The 19,090-nt window shown below is 50.3% G+C and carries 20 protein-coding genes; 7 read left to right on the plus strand and 13 right to left on the minus strand.

What is annotated here, in order from left to right:
- Window positions 1-62: 62 nt before the first annotated feature.
- The 9 genes from flgH to ACSTTG_RS02510 all read right to left on the minus strand — a co-directional run bounded on the left by flgH (window position 63) and on the right by ACSTTG_RS02510 (window position 7,572).
- On the minus strand, window positions 63-836 hold the full coding sequence (gene flgH / locus ACSTTG_RS02470; RefSeq protein ID WP_438458845.1) for a flagellar basal body L-ring protein FlgH: 774 nt from the start codon (window positions 834-836) through the stop codon (window positions 63-65).
- Between the two features lie 14 nt (window positions 837-850).
- Window positions 851-1,639 (minus strand): flagellar basal-body rod protein FlgG, encoded by a 789-nt coding sequence (flgG, locus tag ACSTTG_RS02475; RefSeq protein ID WP_438458846.1) that lies wholly within the window; start codon window positions 1,637-1,639, stop codon window positions 851-853.
- A 20-nt stretch (window positions 1,640-1,659) separates the two neighbouring features.
- On the minus strand, window positions 1,660-2,409 hold the full coding sequence (locus ACSTTG_RS02480; RefSeq protein WP_438458847.1) for a flagellar basal body rod protein FlgF: 750 nt from the start codon (window positions 2,407-2,409) through the stop codon (window positions 1,660-1,662).
- Window positions 2,410-2,610: 201 nt separating this feature from the next.
- Window positions 2,611-3,909: a flagellar hook protein FlgE gene (gene flgE / locus ACSTTG_RS02485; RefSeq protein ID WP_438458848.1), complete on the minus strand. Its 1,299-nt coding sequence runs from the start codon at window positions 3,907-3,909 to the stop codon at window positions 2,611-2,613.
- 29 nt (window positions 3,910-3,938) lie between these two features.
- Window positions 3,939-4,649, minus strand: a complete 711-nt coding sequence (locus ACSTTG_RS02490) for a flagellar hook assembly protein FlgD (RefSeq protein ID WP_438458849.1) — start codon at window positions 4,647-4,649, stop codon at window positions 3,939-3,941.
- Window positions 4,650-4,662: 13 nt separating this feature from the next.
- Window positions 4,663-5,079, minus strand: coding sequence for a flagellar basal body rod protein FlgC (gene flgC / locus ACSTTG_RS02495; protein ID WP_438458850.1), 417 nt, complete (start codon window positions 5,077-5,079; stop codon window positions 4,663-4,665).
- A gap of 4 nt (window positions 5,080-5,083) precedes the next feature.
- Complete coding sequence (gene flgB / locus ACSTTG_RS02500; RefSeq protein ID WP_438458851.1) at window positions 5,084-5,479, minus strand: flagellar basal body rod protein FlgB; 396 nt, start codon at window positions 5,477-5,479, stop codon at window positions 5,084-5,086.
- Between the two features lie 323 nt (window positions 5,480-5,802).
- Window positions 5,803-6,630: a CheR family methyltransferase gene (locus tag ACSTTG_RS02505; RefSeq protein WP_438473695.1), complete on the minus strand. Its 828-nt coding sequence runs from the start codon at window positions 6,628-6,630 to the stop codon at window positions 5,803-5,805.
- A 9-nt stretch (window positions 6,631-6,639) separates the two neighbouring features.
- A complete protein-coding gene (locus ACSTTG_RS02510; protein WP_438458853.1) occupies window positions 6,640-7,572 on the minus strand; it encodes a chemotaxis protein CheV in 933 nt (310 codons plus the stop codon).
- Between the two features lie 64 nt (window positions 7,573-7,636).
- On the opposite strand from ACSTTG_RS02510, the gene flgA reads away from it, so the two are divergent.
- The 3 genes from flgA (at window position 7,637) to ACSTTG_RS02525 (ending at window position 9,314) form a co-directional block, all read left to right on the plus strand.
- On the plus strand, window positions 7,637-8,389 hold the full coding sequence (gene flgA, locus ACSTTG_RS02515) for a flagellar basal body P-ring formation chaperone FlgA (RefSeq protein ID WP_438473696.1): 753 nt from the start codon (window positions 7,637-7,639) through the stop codon (window positions 8,387-8,389).
- Between the two features lie 153 nt (window positions 8,390-8,542).
- Window positions 8,543-8,854: a flagellar biosynthesis anti-sigma factor FlgM gene (gene flgM, locus ACSTTG_RS02520; RefSeq protein ID WP_438458855.1), complete on the plus strand. Its 312-nt coding sequence runs from the start codon at window positions 8,543-8,545 to the stop codon at window positions 8,852-8,854.
- Window positions 8,855-8,888: 34 nt separating this feature from the next.
- Complete coding sequence (locus ACSTTG_RS02525; RefSeq protein WP_438473697.1) at window positions 8,889-9,314, plus strand: flagella synthesis protein FlgN; 426 nt, start codon at window positions 8,889-8,891, stop codon at window positions 9,312-9,314.
- Between the two features lie 65 nt (window positions 9,315-9,379).
- On the opposite strand, the gene ACSTTG_RS02530 is transcribed toward ACSTTG_RS02525, so the two are convergent.
- Both ACSTTG_RS02530 and ACSTTG_RS02535 read right to left on the minus strand, forming a co-directional pair.
- Window positions 9,380-9,775, minus strand: a complete 396-nt coding sequence (locus tag ACSTTG_RS02530; protein ID WP_438459270.1) for an LPP20 family lipoprotein — start codon at window positions 9,773-9,775, stop codon at window positions 9,380-9,382.
- Window positions 9,776-9,820: 45 nt separating this feature from the next.
- On the minus strand, window positions 9,821-10,456 hold the full coding sequence (locus tag ACSTTG_RS02535) for a FlgO family outer membrane protein (protein ID WP_438473698.1): 636 nt from the start codon (window positions 10,454-10,456) through the stop codon (window positions 9,821-9,823).
- Between the two features lie 187 nt (window positions 10,457-10,643).
- Between ACSTTG_RS02535 and ACSTTG_RS02540 the strand changes: the two genes are divergently transcribed.
- A complete protein-coding gene (locus ACSTTG_RS02540; protein ID WP_438473699.1) occupies window positions 10,644-11,774 on the plus strand; it encodes a flagella assembly protein FlgT in 1,131 nt (376 codons plus the stop codon).
- A 108-nt stretch (window positions 11,775-11,882) separates the two neighbouring features.
- On the opposite strand, the gene ACSTTG_RS02545 is transcribed toward ACSTTG_RS02540, so the two are convergent.
- Window positions 11,883-12,848 carry an OmpA family protein gene (locus ACSTTG_RS02545; protein WP_438458859.1) on the minus strand — a complete coding sequence of 322 codons (966 nt, stop codon included), beginning with the start codon at window positions 12,846-12,848 and terminating at the stop codon, window positions 11,883-11,885.
- Between the two features lie 409 nt (window positions 12,849-13,257).
- Window positions 13,258-14,685 carry a glutamate--tRNA ligase gene (gene gltX / locus ACSTTG_RS02550; protein WP_438473700.1) on the minus strand — a complete coding sequence of 476 codons (1,428 nt, stop codon included), beginning with the start codon at window positions 14,683-14,685 and terminating at the stop codon, window positions 13,258-13,260.
- Window positions 14,686-14,889: 204 nt separating this feature from the next.
- Here gltX and ACSTTG_RS02555 point away from each other — a divergent pair, with 204 nt between their 5' ends.
- From ACSTTG_RS02555 to ACSTTG_RS02565, 3 genes are all read left to right on the plus strand, one after another.
- A complete protein-coding gene (locus ACSTTG_RS02555) occupies window positions 14,890-17,655 on the plus strand; it encodes a heavy metal translocating P-type ATPase (RefSeq protein ID WP_438473701.1) in 2,766 nt (921 codons plus the stop codon).
- Window positions 17,652-18,095, plus strand: a complete 444-nt coding sequence (locus ACSTTG_RS02560) for a DUF411 domain-containing protein (protein WP_438473703.1) — start codon at window positions 17,652-17,654, stop codon at window positions 18,093-18,095. Before ACSTTG_RS02555 ends, ACSTTG_RS02560 begins: the two co-directional genes overlap by 4 nt.
- Before the next feature lie 76 nt (window positions 18,096-18,171).
- Window positions 18,172-19,053: a TraB/GumN family protein gene (locus ACSTTG_RS02565; protein ID WP_438473704.1), complete on the plus strand. Its 882-nt coding sequence runs from the start codon at window positions 18,172-18,174 to the stop codon at window positions 19,051-19,053.
- Window positions 19,054-19,090 lie beyond the last annotated feature (37 nt).

Here is a 19,090-nt window from a genome sequence, read left to right on the forward strand (position 1 = left end):
TAACTGCTGCCGGCGGCAACATTGACCTCGCTATAATCAAGCTTACAAAGCTATATTAGCGCTTACAAAGCTACATTAAAAAATCGTGCCAAGAATCCAGGCTCTTGCATATCTTGGTTGGTACCCGTACCCGAGTACTGGATGCGAGCATTAGAAATTCGTGTTGAAGCGATAGTGTTATCAAACTCAATATCATCTGGACGGATGGTACCACTAAGGCGAATATACTCATCGCCCGTGTTGAGTGTCAGCCATTTCTCACCACGGATCACTAAGTTGCCATTGGCCAACACCTCAATGACCTCAACCGTAATTGATCCCGACAGACTATTACTTTGATTCGCCGCGGCACTGCCACTGAAGTTATTGTCATTACTCAGCTCATACGAGATATTGTAATTGCCTACGGTGAGCTCTTGCCCCCCCAGCACCACTGGGTTCATCGAGGCATCATTGTTCTTCGACAAATCGGCATCGGCGCTCTTCGCCGCTCGCGTACGCTCATCAAGCATCACAGTAATAATGTCACCCAGACCTCTTGGCTTATTGTCATCGTACATGCTAGTCAGATTATTGGCATTGAACAATGAGCCTGTCTCAGCGGCGTAGTGCTCTGGTTGATGCTTTGGATGAATTGGTGCCCAAGCTGGATCACCCTGAACGGGATCAGTACGCTGGCGCAGCGTATCCACCAGCCCAGATGAGGTCTCCGGAACCCCCTCGACCGCATCCACTTCGGTCACACCAGAGCTATTATCCGGTGGCTCGATAGGCTGCATGCCCACACAACCCGTCATGAGCAAGACATAAAACCAAGGTAATACTCGTCTGATCATCTCAGTCTATCCCGTTATAGCTGCTGGTTAACAAAGCTCATCATCTGATCGACAGATGAGATGACCTTAGAGTTCATTTCATAAACGCGCTGCGCTTCGATCATGTTCACCAGCTCTTCGGTTACATTCACGTTTGACGTTTCCAGCATTGACTGGCGTACAGTGCCAAAACCGTCCAATCCGGGAATCCCCTCTTGTGGATCACCACTCGAGCCCGTAGGTAGATACAAGCTTTGACCAATCGGCTCAAGGCCACCTGGATTTATGAAATCAACGGTGGTGATCTGGCCCAGTACCTGATTGTCTTGCTGACCGCGCACGCGTACTGACACCTCGCCATCGGTACCCACCGTGATGCTGATTGCCTCTCCTGGGATTACAATCTCCGGCTCTAGAGGGTAGCCCGCGCCTGAGGTCACAACTTGCCCCTCACCATTAACCGTAAATTGTCCGCTGCGGGTATAACCGATATTGCCATCCGGCATCAAAACCTGGAAGAAGCCATCGCCCTCGATCATCATATCCAGAGGGTTTGAGGTGCTCTGCGTGTTACCCTGTGTGTGAACCTTCTGCGTCGCCACTACTTTTGAGCCGGCACCGAGCATCAAGCCACTTGGCAATTCCGTGTTTTGTGATGACTGACCGCCAGGCTGATTAATGTTTTGATAGAACAAGTCTTCAAACACCGCACGGCTCTTTTTGTAACCCACCGTAGAAGCGTTCGCCAGGTTGTTAGAGATCGTCGAGATATTGGTTTGCTGGGCATCCAAACCGGTTTTACTCACCCATAAAGCTGGTTGCATTGTCTTCTCTTACCTTTCCATTAGCTGCTACGAAGAAGCGAGTCAGATGCTCGGTCCATATCTTCTGCGGTGCTCATCATCTTCACTTGCATCTCAAACTGACGCTGTAAATCGATAAGGCTGGTCATTTCACCCACGGCATTCACGTTACTACCCTCGATAGCACCTTTAAGTAGCGTCACATCGGCATCAGCGAAATAGGCTTGATTGGGTTGCTTGTGGCGAAATAGGCCATTGGTATCTTTAAATAAGTCTTGATTGTTGGTGTTGGTCAGTTTGATTCGGTCAACGATCTCAAGTGCATCGGCTGGTGCACCCTGTGGAACAACAGAGACTGTGCCATCGGTACCGATCTCGACTTTGCTGACTGGGATCGGCAGCATGATAGGCGCGTCGTTATCACCCAGCACAAGTTGACCTGAGCTGTTAGTCAGTAGGCCATTCTCGCTGATACTGAGGTTACCGTTACGTGTTAGGCCCTCTTGGCCCGTCTTATCCATAACAGCAATCCAACCGTTGCCTTGAATAGTAACATCAAGGTCACGGCCTGTGGTTACCACACTGCCCTGGCTGAAGTTGTGACCTGGACGCTCAGTCATGCTAAACACGCGAGACGGCAAACCATCACCATAGGCCTGCATTGAACGCGCCTGTGCAAGATCAGCACGAAAGCCCGTAGTGCTGGCATTAGCCAGGTTATTAGCGCGCAGCTGCATTGCCTGCATATTCTGCTTTGCGCCACTCATCGCGAGAAACAGTGAACGATCCATATAATCAGCCCTAACAATCAAATCTAACCAGTAAGAAGCAATTGTTGTGCCAATTTTACAAAGTCAATTAAATCAGTTGCTTATAAAGAAATACAAGAAGATTGACAGCAAAGTGATCAGTACTGAGCGGCAAAGCGGCAAGCAGGTCAAACAGGATTTGCCCCCGTTTGACCTCAGTTTTGATAGGAATGAATTGATCGACTAGCGAATTTGCAGGATGTTTTGCTGCAGTTGATGGTGTACCTCAAGCGCACGAGAGTTGGCTTGGAAGTTACGCTGGGCCGAGATCAGATCCACCAGCTCTTGGGTCATGTCGATGTTCGACTGCTCGAGCGTACCATTACTGATACTACCGAATGAGGCCTTGTTCGACTCACCCCAGATTTTTTTACCTGATTGCTCGGTAGTGTCCCATTGAGTACCACCTTTCTTGTCCAGGCCTTGCTCATTCGGTACACGCGCGAGGGCAACACGGCCCAACGTCACGTTCTCACCGTTGGAGTAAGTGGCAAGAATGGTACCAATCTCATCAAAGTCAATTTTGGTCAAAAAGCCAGTAGTTGCACCGTCATCAAAGAACTTGGAGATCTCAAACGGTGATGCATACTGGGTGATATCCGGCATCTTGATGTTTAAGTACTGAGATGGATCAGCACCATTGACCTCAACACCGGCACTGCCGAGTGATACGGTTTGCACTAGGTTGCCGCTGTTGACAGACTTAACTGTACCATCGTTGTTAAAGATCATTGAGTGACCCGTGTGTCCACCAGGAGAGGTCACATCCCCCCCTTCAACATCCAGCTTCTTTTCACCGCTTCGGTCCGTCACAGAGTAGAACTTCTGCCAGGTATTGTGGGCGTTTTGATCCTTCACATAGTAAGTGGTCAACTTATGCCCCTGTCCCATCGAGTCAACGATGGTCGTCGAGGTAGAATGGTTATACGTATCAGGGTTCTCGATATCGAAAAAGTTAGGATCTTTCGGCTCTGCATTCGCTGGTAGGTTCAGTTCAACCTCAAGCGTTGCACTCTGCTTTGGCTTACCATATTCACCCGGGATATGGATTGGACTAGGCTCGTAAGACAGTACTTCACCAGTATCGCGGTTGACGTCGTAACCCAGCAGGTACTCATCACGTGAACTTACGATAAAGTTATCTTTGTTGATGTGAAAAGCACCACTACGCGTCAACTCATTTTGTTGCGGAGCAAAGCGCTCTTTGGCTACGGCAAAAAAGCCCGTACCTTGGATACGCAAATCAAGTGGGTTATTAGTATAAATACTTGAACCTTCGTGAAATTGCTGGGCAACATTCAGTGCTTGCGCACCTTGACCTGGGGTCGTCTTGCCATTGGTAAACAGTGACGTCGAGTACACATCGCCAAACTCCGCACGCGACTCCTTAAAGCCAAAGGTGTTGGCGTTGGCGATGTTGTTACTGGTGGTGTTTAGATCCAGTTGAGCAGCCGAAATACCACTCAATGATACGTATGACATTCTTAAAAACTCCTATCAAGTTAAAGTGGCTACGCTTTGCCAACTTCAAGTACTTCAGCTAAGTTCACTGGCGACTCAAAGCCGGCCAGATTTAGCAGCACGTTACCATTACCGTTGCCTAGCAGTACGCTATTCACATTAGCGTAAGTCGACACCTCAAAGTCGCGACTTTCACCATTGAGCATGCCAGATGCTCGAACGCGGTACTTGCCTGCCGGTAACGGGTTGCCGCTGTCATCATTGCCATCCCACTCAACCCGAGTGTCACCTGGGGGTTGAGCACCGACTTCAAAGGTGCTGACAAGCTGACCCATCTCGCTCTCAATACGAACGATAAGACCATCAATTGCTTGTGGCAGTTTAACCATTGCAGCCATACCAGCGTCTTGTTGCTTGACACCAGCAGCGCCAGGTACAAGCACATCACGACCGACTAAGGTCGAGGCTTGCAGGGCTTGGTTAGAGGTCATCGAGGTGTTCAGCGTTTCAAACTGATCATTCATCTTGCCGATGCCATCTACCGTGGCGAATGACGCCATCTGTGCGATCATTTGGTCATTGCCGACCGGCTGAAAAGGGTCCTGTTGAGCCAATTGCTTGGTCAGTAGTGACAAGAAATCTTCTTGATTCAAGTCTTGCTGACCTGTGGTGTGCTCTGGCTTTTTTTGTTCCTGTAGGGCTTTCAGCTGATCAACATAGGACAAGCCACTTTGACCACCAAGGTTATTGATTCCGGCCATACGCTATCTCCTATTATTGACCCATCTGCAGCGTTCGCAGCAGCATTTGTTTACTGGCATCCGCGACTTGCACATTGGTTTGGTATGCACGAGAAGCAGAAATCATATTGGCCATCTCCTCCATCACGTTGACGTTGGGTTTGTAGATATACCCTTCGTCGTTCGCGAGTGGGTGGTCAGGGTTATATTCCGCGTCCAGAGGCTTGCTGCTCTCGACGATCCCTAGCACCTTGACTGGCACATTTGGATCGCGTTGATGGCGCGCCTTGTTCAACTCCGCACCAAACACCGCATGGCGCGCCTTATAAGTATCTTGAGCTGAGCTGCTGATACTGTTGGCGTTAGCCAGGTTGCTCGAGGTAGTATTTAGACGAACGGATTCCGCACTCATTGCAGATCCTGTCACATTGAATACATTAAATAGACTCATCTAATTACTCCCCCTTGATTGCTTTGGTGAGGTTTTTGAACTTATTACCGAGAAAATCCAGTGACGCTTGGTGACGGAGTTGGTTTTGCATAAACAGGTTACGCTCCAGATCCACATCCACCGTATTGCCGTCTCCGGTATCTGGTTGGGTCGGGGTGCGGTATTTAATTTCCCCCTGAACACGACTAGAGGCAGAGATATGCCGACCATGGGTGCGATTCACGCCGAAGCTTGCCCCCGATGTTGCCGCCTTTAACGCTCGGTCAAAGTCCATTCCTCTCGATTTAAAGCCTGGGGTGTTTGCCTGTGCGATATTGGTTGAGATAACCTCAGCGTTGCGCGCACGAACACCGACCGTGTGTTGGTGTATACCCAATGCGTTATTGAAAGAAATAGCCATACTGTCCTCTGTATCGTAAAAAATGACCGCCAGTCTCAGATAAAAAGCAATATACGTACCAACTTATTGAACTAGTGCTAATTATCTGTTCCATTGCCGCAAGTATCCAAGCAAGGAGCGTTCCAGTGATGGCCCATAGGAGAATGTCACTAAGCCTATTGCCACGACAAAACGCTACTGGACTGACTTTATTGAGTATAGGAAAGAGGAGCAGGAAGAAAAAGTATCCACCCGAGGGCTGAATGGGATTCAACCCCAGTGGGTAAGGTGCTATTTGTTGAGTCGAACAATGTTTGACTCACAGCACAGTTTCAGCTTTATCGCTATTTTAGTCGGTAGATGATCCCCGGGTTACAGCGAACCATTTCAAAGCGGTCAGTGAGTCCAGTCAAAGACTCTGATGCGCCGAGCAACAGATAGCCACCTGGGTTGAGGCTTCCAGCAAGCTGATTCAGTACCTGAGATTTCATCTCTGGTGAAAAGTAGATCAACACATTACGGCAGAAGATAATGTCAAACTTGCCGAGCAGAGCGTAGCTTTCCATTAGGTTTTGCGGCCTGAAGGTCACCAAGCGCTGCACTACGTCATTGATTTTCATTCGCCCATCACCGACTTCCTCAAAGAAAGCTCTGCGTCGCTCGTCAGATAATCCTCTTCCCAATGCCAGGTTATCGTAAACACCCGCTTTGCAGATATCCAGCATGGTAGCGGAGATATCGGTCGCGGTGATCGAGACATTGGGTAACAGGCCCGGCCTGCGCTGGTTCATCTCTAGTACCGTCATCGCCATTGAGTAAGGCTCTTGCCCCGATGAGCTCGCCGCTGACCAGATCTTAATTGGACGTTTATTAGCTGCCATCTCTGGCAGCAGTTTATCGGCCAGCACCGCATAAGGGTAAGTATCGCGAAACCACAAGGTCTCGTTGGTGGTCATAGCATCCACCGCGGCGATGCTGAGTTCACGATGGCGTCCGGCATTGACCATGGCGAGCAACTCTGACAGTGAGTTAAGCTGAAACTGAGTCACCAGAGGGCTCAATCGGCTTCTCACTAGGTACTGCTTGCTGTCACCTAGAACGATGCCACATTGCGCCTCTAAAAAGCGGCAAAAGTCACGATACTCTTGCTCGCCAATGGTTATTGTTGTCATTTTTAACTCTTAAACTATCAAAGCGGACTTTACTGCGTTACCCAATTCATCCGGATTGAACTTAGCGATAAAACAATTTGCGCCAACACGCTCAACCATGGCTTGGTTGAACACCCCGCTCAACGACGAGTGCAGGATCATATACAAATCTTTGAGGTCTGGGTTGCGGCGAATCTCTGCCGTTAGGGTGTAGCCATCCATTTCCGGCATCTCAATATCGGAGATCACCAGTGAGAGCTGTTCGCTGATCGGCCCTTTCTCCAACATCTCCTGTAGCACTCGATACGCCTCTTTGCCGTCTTTGGCCGCGATCACCTCAAAACCAATCGATTCGATCGCCCTTTGCACCTGCTTACGCGCAACCGTCGAGTCATCAACGATCAGAATTCGACGCACGATCTCTTTGTCAGCTTTGGCTTCAACCTGAGCGATTTCTTGGCTGATATTCTCATCCATCGCCTCATTCACTGGCACGATTTCAGCGAGGACCTTCTCCAGGTCAAGGATCTCAACCAAGTCATCATCAATATTGGTCACCGCGGTCAAGTAGTTTGACTTACCGGTACCCTCTGGCGGAGGGAGAATCGACTCCCAGTGCATATTAATAATGCGCTCGACCGACGAGACTAAGAAGCCCTGTACGGTACGGTTAAACTCAGAGATGATCACAAAACATTTATCGATATCTGTTGTCGGACGCCCGCCAATCGCTAAGCTCAAGTCAATCACTGAGATAGTCTGGCCGCGAATGTGGGCGATGCCCTTAACCAATGAATTGAGATTCGGCATCCGAGTCAACTGCGGACACTGTAGCACCTCTTTTACCTTAAAAACGTTAATCCCGTAACGCTGACTTCCCATTAGTCGGAAAGTCAGTAGCTCTAGGCGATTCTGCCCAACTAGCTGGGTGCGCTGGTTAACCGTATCTAAAACGCCGGTCATAAGCTCTTCTCCATCTCAAATCACATAAATATCGGTTTTGTACTGCAGACTAGGATCGAACCTTATGAAGCAGAGTGATATATTCTATTCATATCCACTAGTCAGTACCATCTTTATGTGTAGAAAATTAGTTAACTGTGTTTACATTTTTATCGGTATTTTTTTTTCCTTCTTTAGCTTTTTTTCTCAAGCGGCAACACCTGAGCAAATTGAGCTAATTCAACAAGCTGCGCAAGAATTTGTCCTCGATTCTGTCACCCCGCCGGCAACGGGAACCATAGAAGCCAGAGCAGGCAATATCGATTCAAGAGTGTTTGCCACCGATTGTCCAACCGAGCTCGTTACATCCTCATCTAGCTCGCGTACCAGCTCTAATATGACGGTGCTAGTAGAGTGCCCACAAGATAACTGGCGTCTTTATGTGCCCGTGCGTGTGGTCACCACTGGCCCGCAGGTTACCGCGCTGGCAGGGCTGCCTCGAGGCCACCTGATCACCGCTGGCGATATCACGCTTGCCTATGTGGATATCAACCGCTCACGTCGTCAGGGCTTCACGGATATTAACCAAGTCGTAGGCTCAAAGGTCAAGCGAACCATTAGAGCTGGCAGTACCATTGAGCGGGGTGATGTGTGTGTGGTTTGTCGCAATGAAGAGGTGATGATCAAAGCCGAGCGCAACGGAATGACCATCACCACCAAAGGTACGGCTTTGTCAGATGGTTCGGTTGGTGAACAAATCCGAGTGAAAAATAACAAATCCAATCGTATAATTGACGCAAGCGTGAGTGGAATCGGTGAAGTTTCGGTTCAGTTTTAGCGCCATCGGTCGATAACACTTTTAGTCTCAACAAAAAGTCAGTCTCAACCGAAAAGTTACCGAAAATAAAAAAGTAGAAATAATTGCTAAAGTTTCGCTCGCTCGCGCCGATAGCCGTGGGTAGATAGGTTTCCATTTATATAAGGCTCTGATATGGCAGGTATCGATAACATCCGCACGGGTCACACCATGACGTCCACCACTCGTGGTGCGCAGCGCTCTGACTCGTCTACAGCCTCAACACAAAACACCACGGCGCGCAGCAGTGATCAGGACTCAGTATCACTCAGTCAGCAGGGTAAAGATATTGGCGCAATGCACTCGCAAATGGCGTCATCACCAAGTTTTGATAGTGCCAAAGTTGCCGCGATTAAAGAAGCGATTGCCAACGGCTCATACACGGTCGACCCTGAGAAACTGGCCGACAATATGCTTAAATTTGAGCAGGAGCTTGGTGGGCTCTAACCACCGGCTCGTGAAATAAGTAAGTTAGACTGCTATGGCCTCACTGATCAGCCTAGTTGAATTTCAGCTAAAGAATGCTAATGACCTCAATGCATTGTTAGTCGATGAACGCAACGCGATTACCTCACGTATTGCCGCTAATATAGAGCGCTTGGCAAAGGGCAAGCTGACCCTAATTGAACAGATTAAACTGACCGATGAGCGGATCGCGAAACACCCTGACGTTGCAACCCTCAAGCAGGATGGAAACCTAGTCAGTTTAGTTGCTCAGATCAATCAAACCATGGCGGTCTGCCAGCAAGAAAATACCCTCAACGGCCAGGCACTTGACCGAGCCCAACTGAGCTACAACCGCCTGAATAATTTGATGCAAAAAAGCCAAGGCAAGGTTGGGATGACCTACAACGCCGAAGGGCATACCCACACGCTGTCCACACTAGGTACTAGCCTTAAGGCCTAGACAAAGACCCAAATAAAAACGGCGCTTATCATCATAATAGGCGCCGTTTTTATTTGAGAAGAAGATTAAAACAGGGTTTGTGCCCTCTGATCCGGCACTTTTTGTACTTCGCCATAGCGGCGCAACATATCCATTTTTTCGACATCGAGGCGCAACTCCGTCACATAGCTGTCCCCAACCTTATAACTGCGTACCACTTCAGCCCCGCGTATTACCCCATCGACATAACCTGATGTGGTTTCGGTGCCAAGTTTCTGGTCCGTCAAACTCGCCCGAGCGCTGACACGCAATCCATACACCTGCTCAGCAAGCTCACGATAAGCATCAATCTTGGATGCACGCATCGCTCGCACCTGCCTCTCTTCGAGCTCACTACCAGATTGCTCACTGATGCTGGCATAACCGACTGCCGTCAGATAACTATCATCGTACATAGGGGTCAGTGGCTGACAGCCAACCATCAATATCGCAACTAAAACTATCAGTAATCTGCGCACCACGCTCTCCTAAGGTCTCAAGATGACAGTATAAGGTTGGTTCATCGTCGGATCAGAGCGAATTAACACCCCATCCTGACTACGAACCGACTGTAGGGTATCGAGATCTCGCCCAATTCGGTCAGCAGGTAAAAACGCCTGTGCAGAGGCCACAACAACACGAGACTGCATACCGACGACGCGTGCATTGACGATCACCCCGCCCTCTTGTCTGAGCATGGTACCTGTCAGCACATATTTGACCTCTTGCTCGTGGGCAAGTTCTTTCCAGTCGCGGCTAAATGCAAAGTCGCCCTGATTGGTGACTTGGATATTGCCTGTCGTCTTGAAATCAACGATCTTGAAACCACGGCGCTGGAACTGATGGATGAAGCCTTCAGATACCGAATTACCCAACCAGTTAGTGGTGTCCATATCCTGCAGGTCGACAAACGATGTGACCGCTAATGGCGTGCGGGCAGTTACACTGGTGTTCGATAGCACAAGATCTTCCGTCATCGCCTCGATAAAGAAGTCCAAGGTATGACGTGGGCTGTCCATTAACATAAATTGTGAGCCGCTGTAGGGCTCTTTACCGTTATAAATCGGTGCGTAGGCACATGCTGTCAAAAGTACAGCCGGCGCTAGCAACAACCAATTTTTCATCTCTCTTCTCTCCTGTTCTTTATACCCAAGTAAACTCAAGGTGCAACCAAGAGGGTCACTTGGATATCATCAGCGAAAAGCTGGAACGCTCTTTGCTTTACTAACGCCACTGCTTGATGTTAATGCCGCTGCTGATGAACTCTCTCCAATAGCAAAAGCAAATTCCATACCAATAAAAGAAGTTGTCATGAAAAAGAACTTTACTACATTGCTTTCTCTACTGTGCTTGTCGACCTTCACTCACCCAGTATTTGCCGCCTGGTTTGAAGTCACCGGAAGCGCGACGGTCACCTCTACCAATGATGCCGCTAAGGTTGAAGCGCTTGAAGACGCGCTCTATCACGCGATTAGCTTTGCTGGCGGAGATATTGGCGCGATCAGTAACCTCACTCCCCTTTTGGAGAGCAATCGTAAGCAATACAACTTTTCAGGCCATGAGGTGCGTGAGATCGTGGTCGAGCAGCAGCGTGTGTCAGGCGGCATCATGCGCGTCAAAGCTAAAATTGATATCTATCCTACGGCAACCAGTTGCCGTCAGGACCAATACAAGAAAACCTTCTTGGTGAGTCATTTTGATATTAATAATCGCCAGCAAGCGGTGATGGGCCAAATCTACCGACTTGGCGAAGACTTCTCTGACGTACTCAGTCGTCAGTTACAACACGAATCGGCAAGCTTTGTCTCGCTCGGCACCACACCCTATGAGTTAGGACGTGCCTTTCCACAGCGCACCCAGATGATCGCCGAAGATACGGGCGCTCACTATATTATCGCTGGAGCCATCACAGATCTGACGGCCACCATTGAAGAGCAGCGTCGACAAGATGATCTGATCAATCGCCAGTTTGCGCTGGAGATGCAAGTCTTTGATGGCAAAACGGGCCATGAGATTTTTACTCGCAATTACCGTCAAGTGGCTCGTTGGCCATTTGCCCGCACCAGCCAAGTCGATACCACCAGCGCTCGCTTTTGGGCGTCGACCTACGGCGATATGCTGCTGCGTCTGAGCCGCAATATCATGCTCGATTTGGAGTCGGAGTTCGCTTGTAAGATCACCCTACCGCAGGTGGTGGCTAAATTTGGCCATAGCCTCACAATCGATCTTGGCCGTGTACACGGTGTCGAGCGCGGCGATCAACTTCAGTTATGGCATACCAGCTCATTCATCGACCAAAACGGCCTACCACGCAACAAGGTCAGCAAAAGTGACATTACCGTCACAGTAAATCGCGTCTATGAACAAGAGGCCGAAGTCACAGTCAACCAGCCAGAGCTGGCCGGCGCGATTCAGATTGGGGATGTTATGCATAAAAACTAGAATCGAGAGGCGAGAAACGAGAAGCGAGAAGAATAACACGCGTGGTCAGAACCTCGACTCTCTCAGCGTAGCGATCTCGCTTCTCGCCTCTTCCCAAAAGGGAAATGATTATTTTTTGACTTCGTACTCAAACTCAGGGACGATGATCTCGACAAAGCGGTTTTTACTGCGCCCCTCTGGGGTGCTTTCATCGTATTCGAGATCGGACTCTCCAACGCCATAAGCGGTGATGCGCTCTTTCTCAATACCACGCTCCACCAGCGCATCGGCAACGGCATTGGCACGTTTTTCAGAAAGCTGCTGATTGTAATCGGCGGCGCCCGAGCTATCGGTGTGGCCCACCAGCTCAACCTGTGCTTGTGGGTACTGAGTCAAAAATGCCGCCAGTTTATCAAGGTCAGCTTGTGCCTGGAGCGTAAGTTCAGCGCTGTTTAAGGCGAAAGTCTCTTCACCCAGTTTAGCGGTCCGATACTTCATGGTTTGAACCTGTGGCTCAGGCACCGGCTCAGGTAGTTGCTCCGGCACGGGCTCTGCCACAACCGCTGGCTCTGACGCGCCAAACTTATACAGCACGCCCAGCGTGGCACTGTTGCCTTCGGCACGCACAATATCGTTATTGATGTCTGTGAGGGTTTGATACTCAAGACGCACCGCGATCTTCTCATGAGGTTTCATCTCTACTCCAGCCGCAGCTAGATAAGACCAATCATCCTCATCACCATACTCGACATACGCCCCGCCAAGCTTGGCATAAACTCCGAACAGGTGGTTAATAGGGTAAGAAAGCTTTGGCGCTAGTGTCCATGCGGCAACAAGATCGTCATTCAGACCCGCAGGTGTTGTTGTGTGATCGCCTAGGTTATCGTAGCCAAATTCTAAGCCGAGGTAGTCAAGGAAATCGTAACCGACAAATACCCCAAAGTGATTGGCTTCATCATCACAATTTGTTGTGCTTGATAGGCAGGCATCATCCAGCCATGATTTACCCGCCTTTGCGCCAAGGTAGAACTCAGCCAATGCTGACTGCGATGAGAGCAACACCGCTGCGGAGATGGCCACTGCAATTTTCTTCATTCTCTACTTCCTTCTTTGTTGTATGAAACAGGCTTCACTGGAAGTATAGAACGTGGTTTTTGACTTGCTGGTTTTCAGCCATTATTTCTCCTGTAAAACTAGGGTGTTACAACCAAGGTGCCTCAAAACAGAGACTTTTGGCAAGGTACACTGCGTTCCGAGGGGCGGGGTTTAGGTGCACTGCGTTTCGAGGGGCGAGGTTCGGGGACACTTCGTTACGAGGATCTGCGTTGAGAGCTCACGGCACACCAAGTAGATTACGAATAAGGTAAAGCAAGCAAAGCCTCGCTTCTCGCCTCTCGCCTCTCCCCTCTCGCCTCTCGCAGCAGAGCGATCTCGCCTCTTCCCAAAGGGAATAAAAAAACCGCAGCGATGAGGCTGCGGCTTTTTTTATTCCGTAAGGGAAAGATTACGCGTTGGCTTCGCGCTCGGCGATGAAGGCCAATGCCATCTTAATGCGCGCCGTCACGCGCTCTTTGCCGATGAGCGCCATCACTGCATCTACCGATGGTGATTGACCGCCGCCAGTAACCGCGACACGTAGTGGCATGCCGATCTTGCCCATACCAATCTCAAGCTCTTCACATACGCCAGCAATCACGTCTTGCTTAATCGCCTCAGTCGTCCACTCAGTCAGTGCCTCAACCTTAGCAAGTGCCAGCTCAAGTGGCGCTTTAGCCACACCGCGTAGGTGTTTCTTGGCAGCGCCTGCTTCAAACTCAGCAAAGTCTCCATAGAAGTAGCGGATCTGCTCAGCCAGCTCAACCAAGGTGTTGCAACGCTCACCCACGAGTGTGATCACCTCAGTGATCGCTGGGCCGTTTTCAATGTTGAGGTTTTGGTTATCTAGGTGCCATTGCAGGTGCTCGGCTACGTACTCAGGCGCTGAAGTCTTGATGTAGTGATTGTTTAGCCACAATAGCTTTTCAGTATTGAATGCCGAAGCTGATTTAGAGATCGCATCTAGAGTGAATAGGTTAATCATTTCTTCTTGCGAGAAGATCTCTTGGTCACCGTGTGACCAGCCAAGACGAACTAGGTAGTTGTTTAGTGCGTTAGGCAGGTAGCCCTCATCGCGGTATTGCATTACTGACACAGCGCCGTGGCGCTTCGACAGTTTCGCACCGTCATCACCCAAGATCATTGCACAGTGAGCAAATGTCGGTACTGGTGCGCCTAGTGCTTCGTAGATGTTGATCTGACGAGGGGTGTTGTTGATGTGGTCTTCGCCACGCACAACATGGGTAATACCCATATCCCAGTCGTCCACAACCACAACAAAGTTGTAGGTCGGTGAGCCATCAGTACGGCGAATGATCAGGTCATCCAGTTGGTCATTGCCAATCTCAATGCGACCACGGATCTGATCATCAAATACCACGCTGCCCTGTTTCGGGTTACGGAAGCGTACAACGCATGGGTCGCCGTCTTTCGCTGCTGCATTGGCTGCGACAATCTTCGGATGGTTGGCGTCGTAGCGTGGCATCTCTTTAGCCGCTTCTTGCTCAGCACGGATCTCGTCGAGCAACTCTTTTGATGCATAACAGTGGTACGCTTTGTCCTCAGCAAGCAGCTTATCAACCATCTCGTTGTAACGATCAAAGCGCTTAGATTGGAAGTAAGGACCTTCATTCCACTCAAGACCCATCCACTGCATACCTTCAAGAATCGCGTCTACCGCTTCCTGAGAGTTACGCTCTAAATCGGTATCCTCGATACGAAGAACGAATTCACCACCTTGGTTTTTTGCATACAACCAAGAGTACAGTGCGGTGCGTGCACCACCAACGTGAAGGTAGCCGGTAGGGCTAGGAGCAAAACGAGTTTTAACCGTCATGATTTAGTTACCTTTTTTATAGACTTCGCCATGAATTTAGCGTCCGCCAAACTTTGCCGCGTATTCTAGCACTCAGACAATAGCCTCGACAACGTGACCTTAACGCTTTGCTGAGCAAAAAGTTGGATTTAGGGCTTGACCTTACCCTTGAGGTAAGGTTTACCATCAAGGAAGTTTAGTTTGACCCACACAAGGTAGGGGAGTATGCAAGATCACGTGGCGCAGTATCAAATGCCAGTTCAAGGGGCGCGTTGCCAAGGGTGTGTAAAGAAGATTCGCACAGGTTTGGCAACACTCAATAACACTGAAGTACTTAGTCTAGACCGTGAGCGGCTAATCATTGCCACAGACCATAGCCTTGGCCAATTGCTTGATGCTATCGCGCCACACACCGATGCACGACTGGGTTATCAACACCATCTCAGACTGACCGGGCTTAGCTGTGGCCGCTGCGTCGCCAAGCTTAAGGCTGCGCTTGAGGAGAGCCCGGCAAATGCTCATATCGAGGTATCAACCATTGAGTTGAAACTCGCTTCGGCACTACCCGTAACTGACATCATTGCAACAGTTACAGATTGTGGTTATTCAGCTCAGCCCTTTGACGTGATTCCTGCATCCTTGAGTGCACCTGAGCCTTTGCCTTCAAGTGATCCATCTCTTGCACAGCCAGCGAAAAATTGTGAGACGTCATCTAAAGCCACCGCACCTGTGGGTGCCACACCTATGGGTGTGGCACCCATCAACTTACTGATTAGCGGTATGACTTGTGCCAGCTGCGTGCGCTCGGTGGAGCAAGCTTTGTACAGCGTCAAAGGCGTAGAAAAAGTACAGGTGAATCTGGCTGAGCAATCGGCTCAAGTCTGGCTAACTGCAGAGGGTGATCTGCAGAGGCTGGTCCACACCGTAAACAAGGCGGGTTATCAAGCCAGCGAACTTAACAGTAACCCTACTCAAACATTAGATGACCTGGTTGGTAGCCAAGTTCGCCAGCATAAACGTAGCGCGATTGAGGGACTCGCTGTTGGTGCTCCCCTGATGCTGTGGGGCGTACTTGGAGGCAATATGATGATCCGCAACAGCCAAGATCAGTGGCTATGGGGTGTGATTGGCCTAGTGTGTTTATGGCTTCTATGCAGCGCCGGAAAACATTTTTTCACTGGTGCTTGGGCAGGCCTTCGCCATCGCCGCGCGACAATGGATACCCTAGTTGCCCTTGGCACAGGCAGTGCCTGGCTATTCTCGATGCTGGTCGTGCTCACACCGCAGCTCTTTCCTAATGCAGCGCGCCACGTCTATTTCGAAGCCACCGCGATGATCATTGGTCTTATCTCCCTTGGGCACTACATTGAGGCTAAAGCGAAAGTCAAAACCCGTGCCTCGCTCAATGCCTTGCTCAGCCTACAAGCCAAAACGGCTACCCTTGTCATCGATAATCGTGAACAGTCGATTGCTATTGAGAAGGTTACAGCCGGTATGCGCCTGCGGGTCAAGCCAGGCGAGCAATTCCCAGTTGATGGAAACGTTGTTCGTGGCGCCTCTTACGTCGATGAATCTATGCTGACTGGCGAGCCCTATCCTGTCAATAAAGAGCCAGGTGATAAAGTCTCGGCAGGGACCGTTAACCAAGATGGCAGCTTAGAGATCGTCGCCACCTCGATTGGCAGTGAGACCAAACTGGCGCAGATCATTGACCTGGTGCGTCAAGCGCAAAGCAGTAAACCACAGCTAGCAAGATTAGCCGATAGCATCTCAGCCGTCTTTGTCCCTGTTGTGGTCGCGATTGCGTTGTTAGCCGGAGCGATTTGGTTATTAGCAGGCCCCGCCCCGCAATGGAGCTACACCTTGGTCGTCGTCACCTCAGTACTGATCATTGCTTGTCCGTGTGCTCTAGGGCTCGCCACCCCACTCTCGGTGACAGTCGGTATTGGCAAAGCCTCTGAACACGGCATATTGATCAAGGATGCGGATGCCCTGCAGCAAGCCTCCCAAGTAGATACCGTCGTTTTCGACAAAACAGGCACGTTAACCGAGGGACGACCAAAGGTCGAGTCGGTGTCATTGCTGGTTAATGATGAAACCGACACGCTCACTGCTATCGCATCACTAGAGTCACATTCCGAGCATCCAATCGCCAAAGCGATTGTCAGCTACATCGCCGAGCAAGGTATTCAGCCCCAGGCAATCAGTGAGTTTGACAATCAACGCGGTAAAGGAGTGAGTGGTTACTACCAAGGCGATCTCTATCGCGCGCTATCGCCAAAGGCAGCCAGCGAACTTGGCGTCGATCTCGAGATACTTAAGCCACAGCTAGACCAAGCCATGCATCGTGCTCAAACCGCGATTGTGATCACGAGAGAGCAACAAGGGATAGCCCTGATATGCCTCTCTGATCCACTAAAGCCTCAATCAACCGCCACCATCACAGCGCTGAAAGCGGCCGGGATCAACACCGTACTGTTAACTGGAGATAACCAAGCGGTTGCACAAGATATTGCCCAGCGCTTATCTATCGATCACGTGGTCGCTGAGGTGCTCCCTGAACAAAAAGCCGCCCATATCGAAGCGCTCAAGCAGCAGGGACGCAAAGTTGCCATGATAGGCGATGGGATCAATGATGGCCCAGCGCTGGCGACTGCCGATGTGGGTATCGCTATGGCGACCGGCAGTGATGTCGCGATGGAGAGTGCCCAGGTTACCCTACTCAATAGTAATCCCGAGAGCGTGGTCACCACCTTAGCGATCGCGCGAGCAACCTTGCGTAATATGAAGCAGAACCTATTTGGCGCGTTTGTCTACAATACATTAGGCATTCCTGTCGCCGCCGGGATCCTTTATCCCATCTTTGGCATCTTGCTCAGTCCTGTGGTGGCTGGGACAGCAATGGCGCTCTCGTCGATCACCGTCGTCACCAATGCCAATCGGCTACGTCATTTTTCGCCCCCTGTCAGTCACAAGGAGATAACACCATGACCCTATATCCGATGACTGCGCTCACCCTAGTCCTACTCTCAAGTAGTGCGCTGGCGAGTAGCGTGACCAATCATAAGTCACCGCACTGCGGCTGTTGTGGTGACTGGAGTAAGCACATGCAAGCCAATGGCTTTACCGTCAAGGAGCAACTGCATGACAACATGCTCACCATTAAGCAATCACTTGGAATCCAGCCTAAGTTTGCTTCCTGCCATACGGCAGAGATAGACGGTTTTGTGTTCGAGGGCCACGTACCCGCAGCGGATATACAAGCGTTTCTCGCTAACCCGCCTAAGGGTGCCAAGGGCTTGGCCGTTCCCGGTATGCCACTGGGCTCTCCAGGCATGGAACACAACGGCATTAAGCACGACTACGTGGTCTACATGTTTGACCAACAAGGCAATATGACTGAGTACAATCGCTATGAAGGTAACCAGTAGCCGCTTATAATCGGGCAATCGGGGGGAGGTCGTTGACTCCCCCCGAGATTAAACAATTATCAAAAGGCTAGGATCCATGCTAAAGCAACCACTCGCTGCACTGCTACTCTTTATCACCGGTTTCGCTTGTGCCGAGCCCCTCTACTGGCAAGCAACCAAAGGCAACCTCAGTTATACCTTGGTTGGCTCTGTACACGTAGGTAAGCCCTCCATGTACCCGCTACCCGCTGCGCTGGTCGACAAACTGGCTAAATCCGACGGCCTTATCATTGAGACCAATACCTCAGACAGTCGAGGTGTGAACTACCCTCGCGCTACAGATAAAGCCAAAGACCACCTGAGCCAAGCGCAGCTCAAAGAGCTAAAAAGCATCGCTCAAGCCAGTGGCAGCAACTTTGAACAACTGCTCATGCAGCCCCCTTGGAGCGTGGCGATGAACCTGCAAATGCACCAGCTCAACCAGCTTGGCTACCAACCAGAATACGGCGTTGACCTGCACTTTATGCAGCAAGCCATTGAGCACAGCATCCCCATCTACGCATTGGAATCGTTACAGTTTCAAATTAACCTGATCAGCGGCCAACCCAACGGCGGCGCCGAAATGCTGATTTCTCTACTCGATGAATACCCACACATAGAGCAGATCACAAGTTGCCTACTCAAAAGCTGGCAGCAAGGCGATGAGCAGCAGCTCGATACCTTCGCCCAGCTGTCAGATATGTCGCCAGAGCTAGAGCAGGCCTTTATCCACCAGCGCAACCAAGCCTGGGCAGATATCCTCGACCAACGCGCACCACTGGAAGGCCAATCCCAACCCATCCAAACCGGCAACTATGTCGTCGTCGTAGGCAGCCTCCACCTAATCGGCAAAGATAATGTCCGCAAACTACTCGAAAAACGCGGATTCAGCATCGAACAAAGCTCAACGAGCGGCGTTGCTGCTTGTAACTTTCTCTAAAAATGGGGCGAGGTTTAAAACAAAGGGGCGAGGTTCG

Source organism: Vibrio glycogenivorans (assembly GCF_051660965.1).
Taxonomy (GTDB): Bacteria; Pseudomonadota; Gammaproteobacteria; order Enterobacterales; family Vibrionaceae; genus Vibrio.

Bases quoted from the DNA above. Each gene is read 5' to 3' on its own strand.
- ACSTTG_RS02560 (WP_438473703.1), top strand. From the start codon at position 17,652: ATGACCCTATATCCGATGACTGCGCTCACCCTAGTCCTACTCTCAAGT.
- ACSTTG_RS02505 (WP_438473695.1), bottom strand. From the start codon at position 6,630: ATGACAACAATAACCATTGGCGAGCAAGAGTATCGTGACTTTTGCCGC.
- ACSTTG_RS02525 (WP_438473697.1), top strand. From the start codon at position 8,889: ATGGCCTCACTGATCAGCCTAGTTGAATTTCAGCTAAAGAATGCTAAT.
- ACSTTG_RS02565 (WP_438473704.1), top strand. From the start codon at position 18,172: ATGCTAAAGCAACCACTCGCTGCACTGCTACTCTTTATCACCGGTTTC.
- gltX (WP_438473700.1), bottom strand. From the start codon at position 14,685: ATGACGGTTAAAACTCGTTTTGCTCCTAGCCCTACCGGCTACCTTCAC.
- flgE (WP_438458848.1), bottom strand. From the start codon at position 3,909: ATGTCATACGTATCATTGAGTGGTATTTCGGCTGCTCAACTGGATCTA.
- flgM (WP_438458855.1), top strand. From the start codon at position 8,543: ATGGCAGGTATCGATAACATCCGCACGGGTCACACCATGACGTCCACC.
- ACSTTG_RS02480 (WP_438458847.1), bottom strand. From the start codon at position 2,409: ATGGATCGTTCACTGTTTCTCGCGATGAGTGGCGCAAAGCAGAATATG.
- ACSTTG_RS02555 (WP_438473701.1), top strand. From the start codon at position 14,890: ATGCAAGATCACGTGGCGCAGTATCAAATGCCAGTTCAAGGGGCGCGT.
- flgG (WP_438458846.1), bottom strand. From the start codon at position 1,639: ATGCAACCAGCTTTATGGGTGAGTAAAACCGGTTTGGATGCCCAGCAA.
- flgC (WP_438458850.1), bottom strand. From the start codon at position 5,079: ATGAGTCTATTTAATGTATTCAATGTGACAGGATCTGCAATGAGTGCG.
- ACSTTG_RS02530 (WP_438459270.1), bottom strand. From the start codon at position 9,775: ATGGTTGGCTGTCAGCCACTGACCCCTATGTACGATGATAGTTATCTG.
- ACSTTG_RS02545 (WP_438458859.1), bottom strand. From the start codon at position 12,848: ATGAAGAAAATTGCAGTGGCCATCTCCGCAGCGGTGTTGCTCTCATCG.
- flgH (WP_438458845.1), bottom strand. From the start codon at position 836: ATGATCAGACGAGTATTACCTTGGTTTTATGTCTTGCTCATGACGGGT.
- flgA (WP_438473696.1), top strand. From the start codon at position 7,637: ATGAAGCAGAGTGATATATTCTATTCATATCCACTAGTCAGTACCATC.
- ACSTTG_RS02535 (WP_438473698.1), bottom strand. From the start codon at position 10,456: ATGAAAAATTGGTTGTTGCTAGCGCCGGCTGTACTTTTGACAGCATGT.
- flgB (WP_438458851.1), bottom strand. From the start codon at position 5,479: ATGGCTATTTCTTTCAATAACGCATTGGGTATACACCAACACACGGTC.
- ACSTTG_RS02490 (WP_438458849.1), bottom strand. From the start codon at position 4,649: ATGGCCGGAATCAATAACCTTGGTGGTCAAAGTGGCTTGTCCTATGTT.
- ACSTTG_RS02510 (WP_438458853.1), bottom strand. From the start codon at position 7,572: ATGACCGGCGTTTTAGATACGGTTAACCAGCGCACCCAGCTAGTTGGG.
- ACSTTG_RS02540 (WP_438473699.1), top strand. From the start codon at position 10,644: ATGAAAAAGAACTTTACTACATTGCTTTCTCTACTGTGCTTGTCGACC.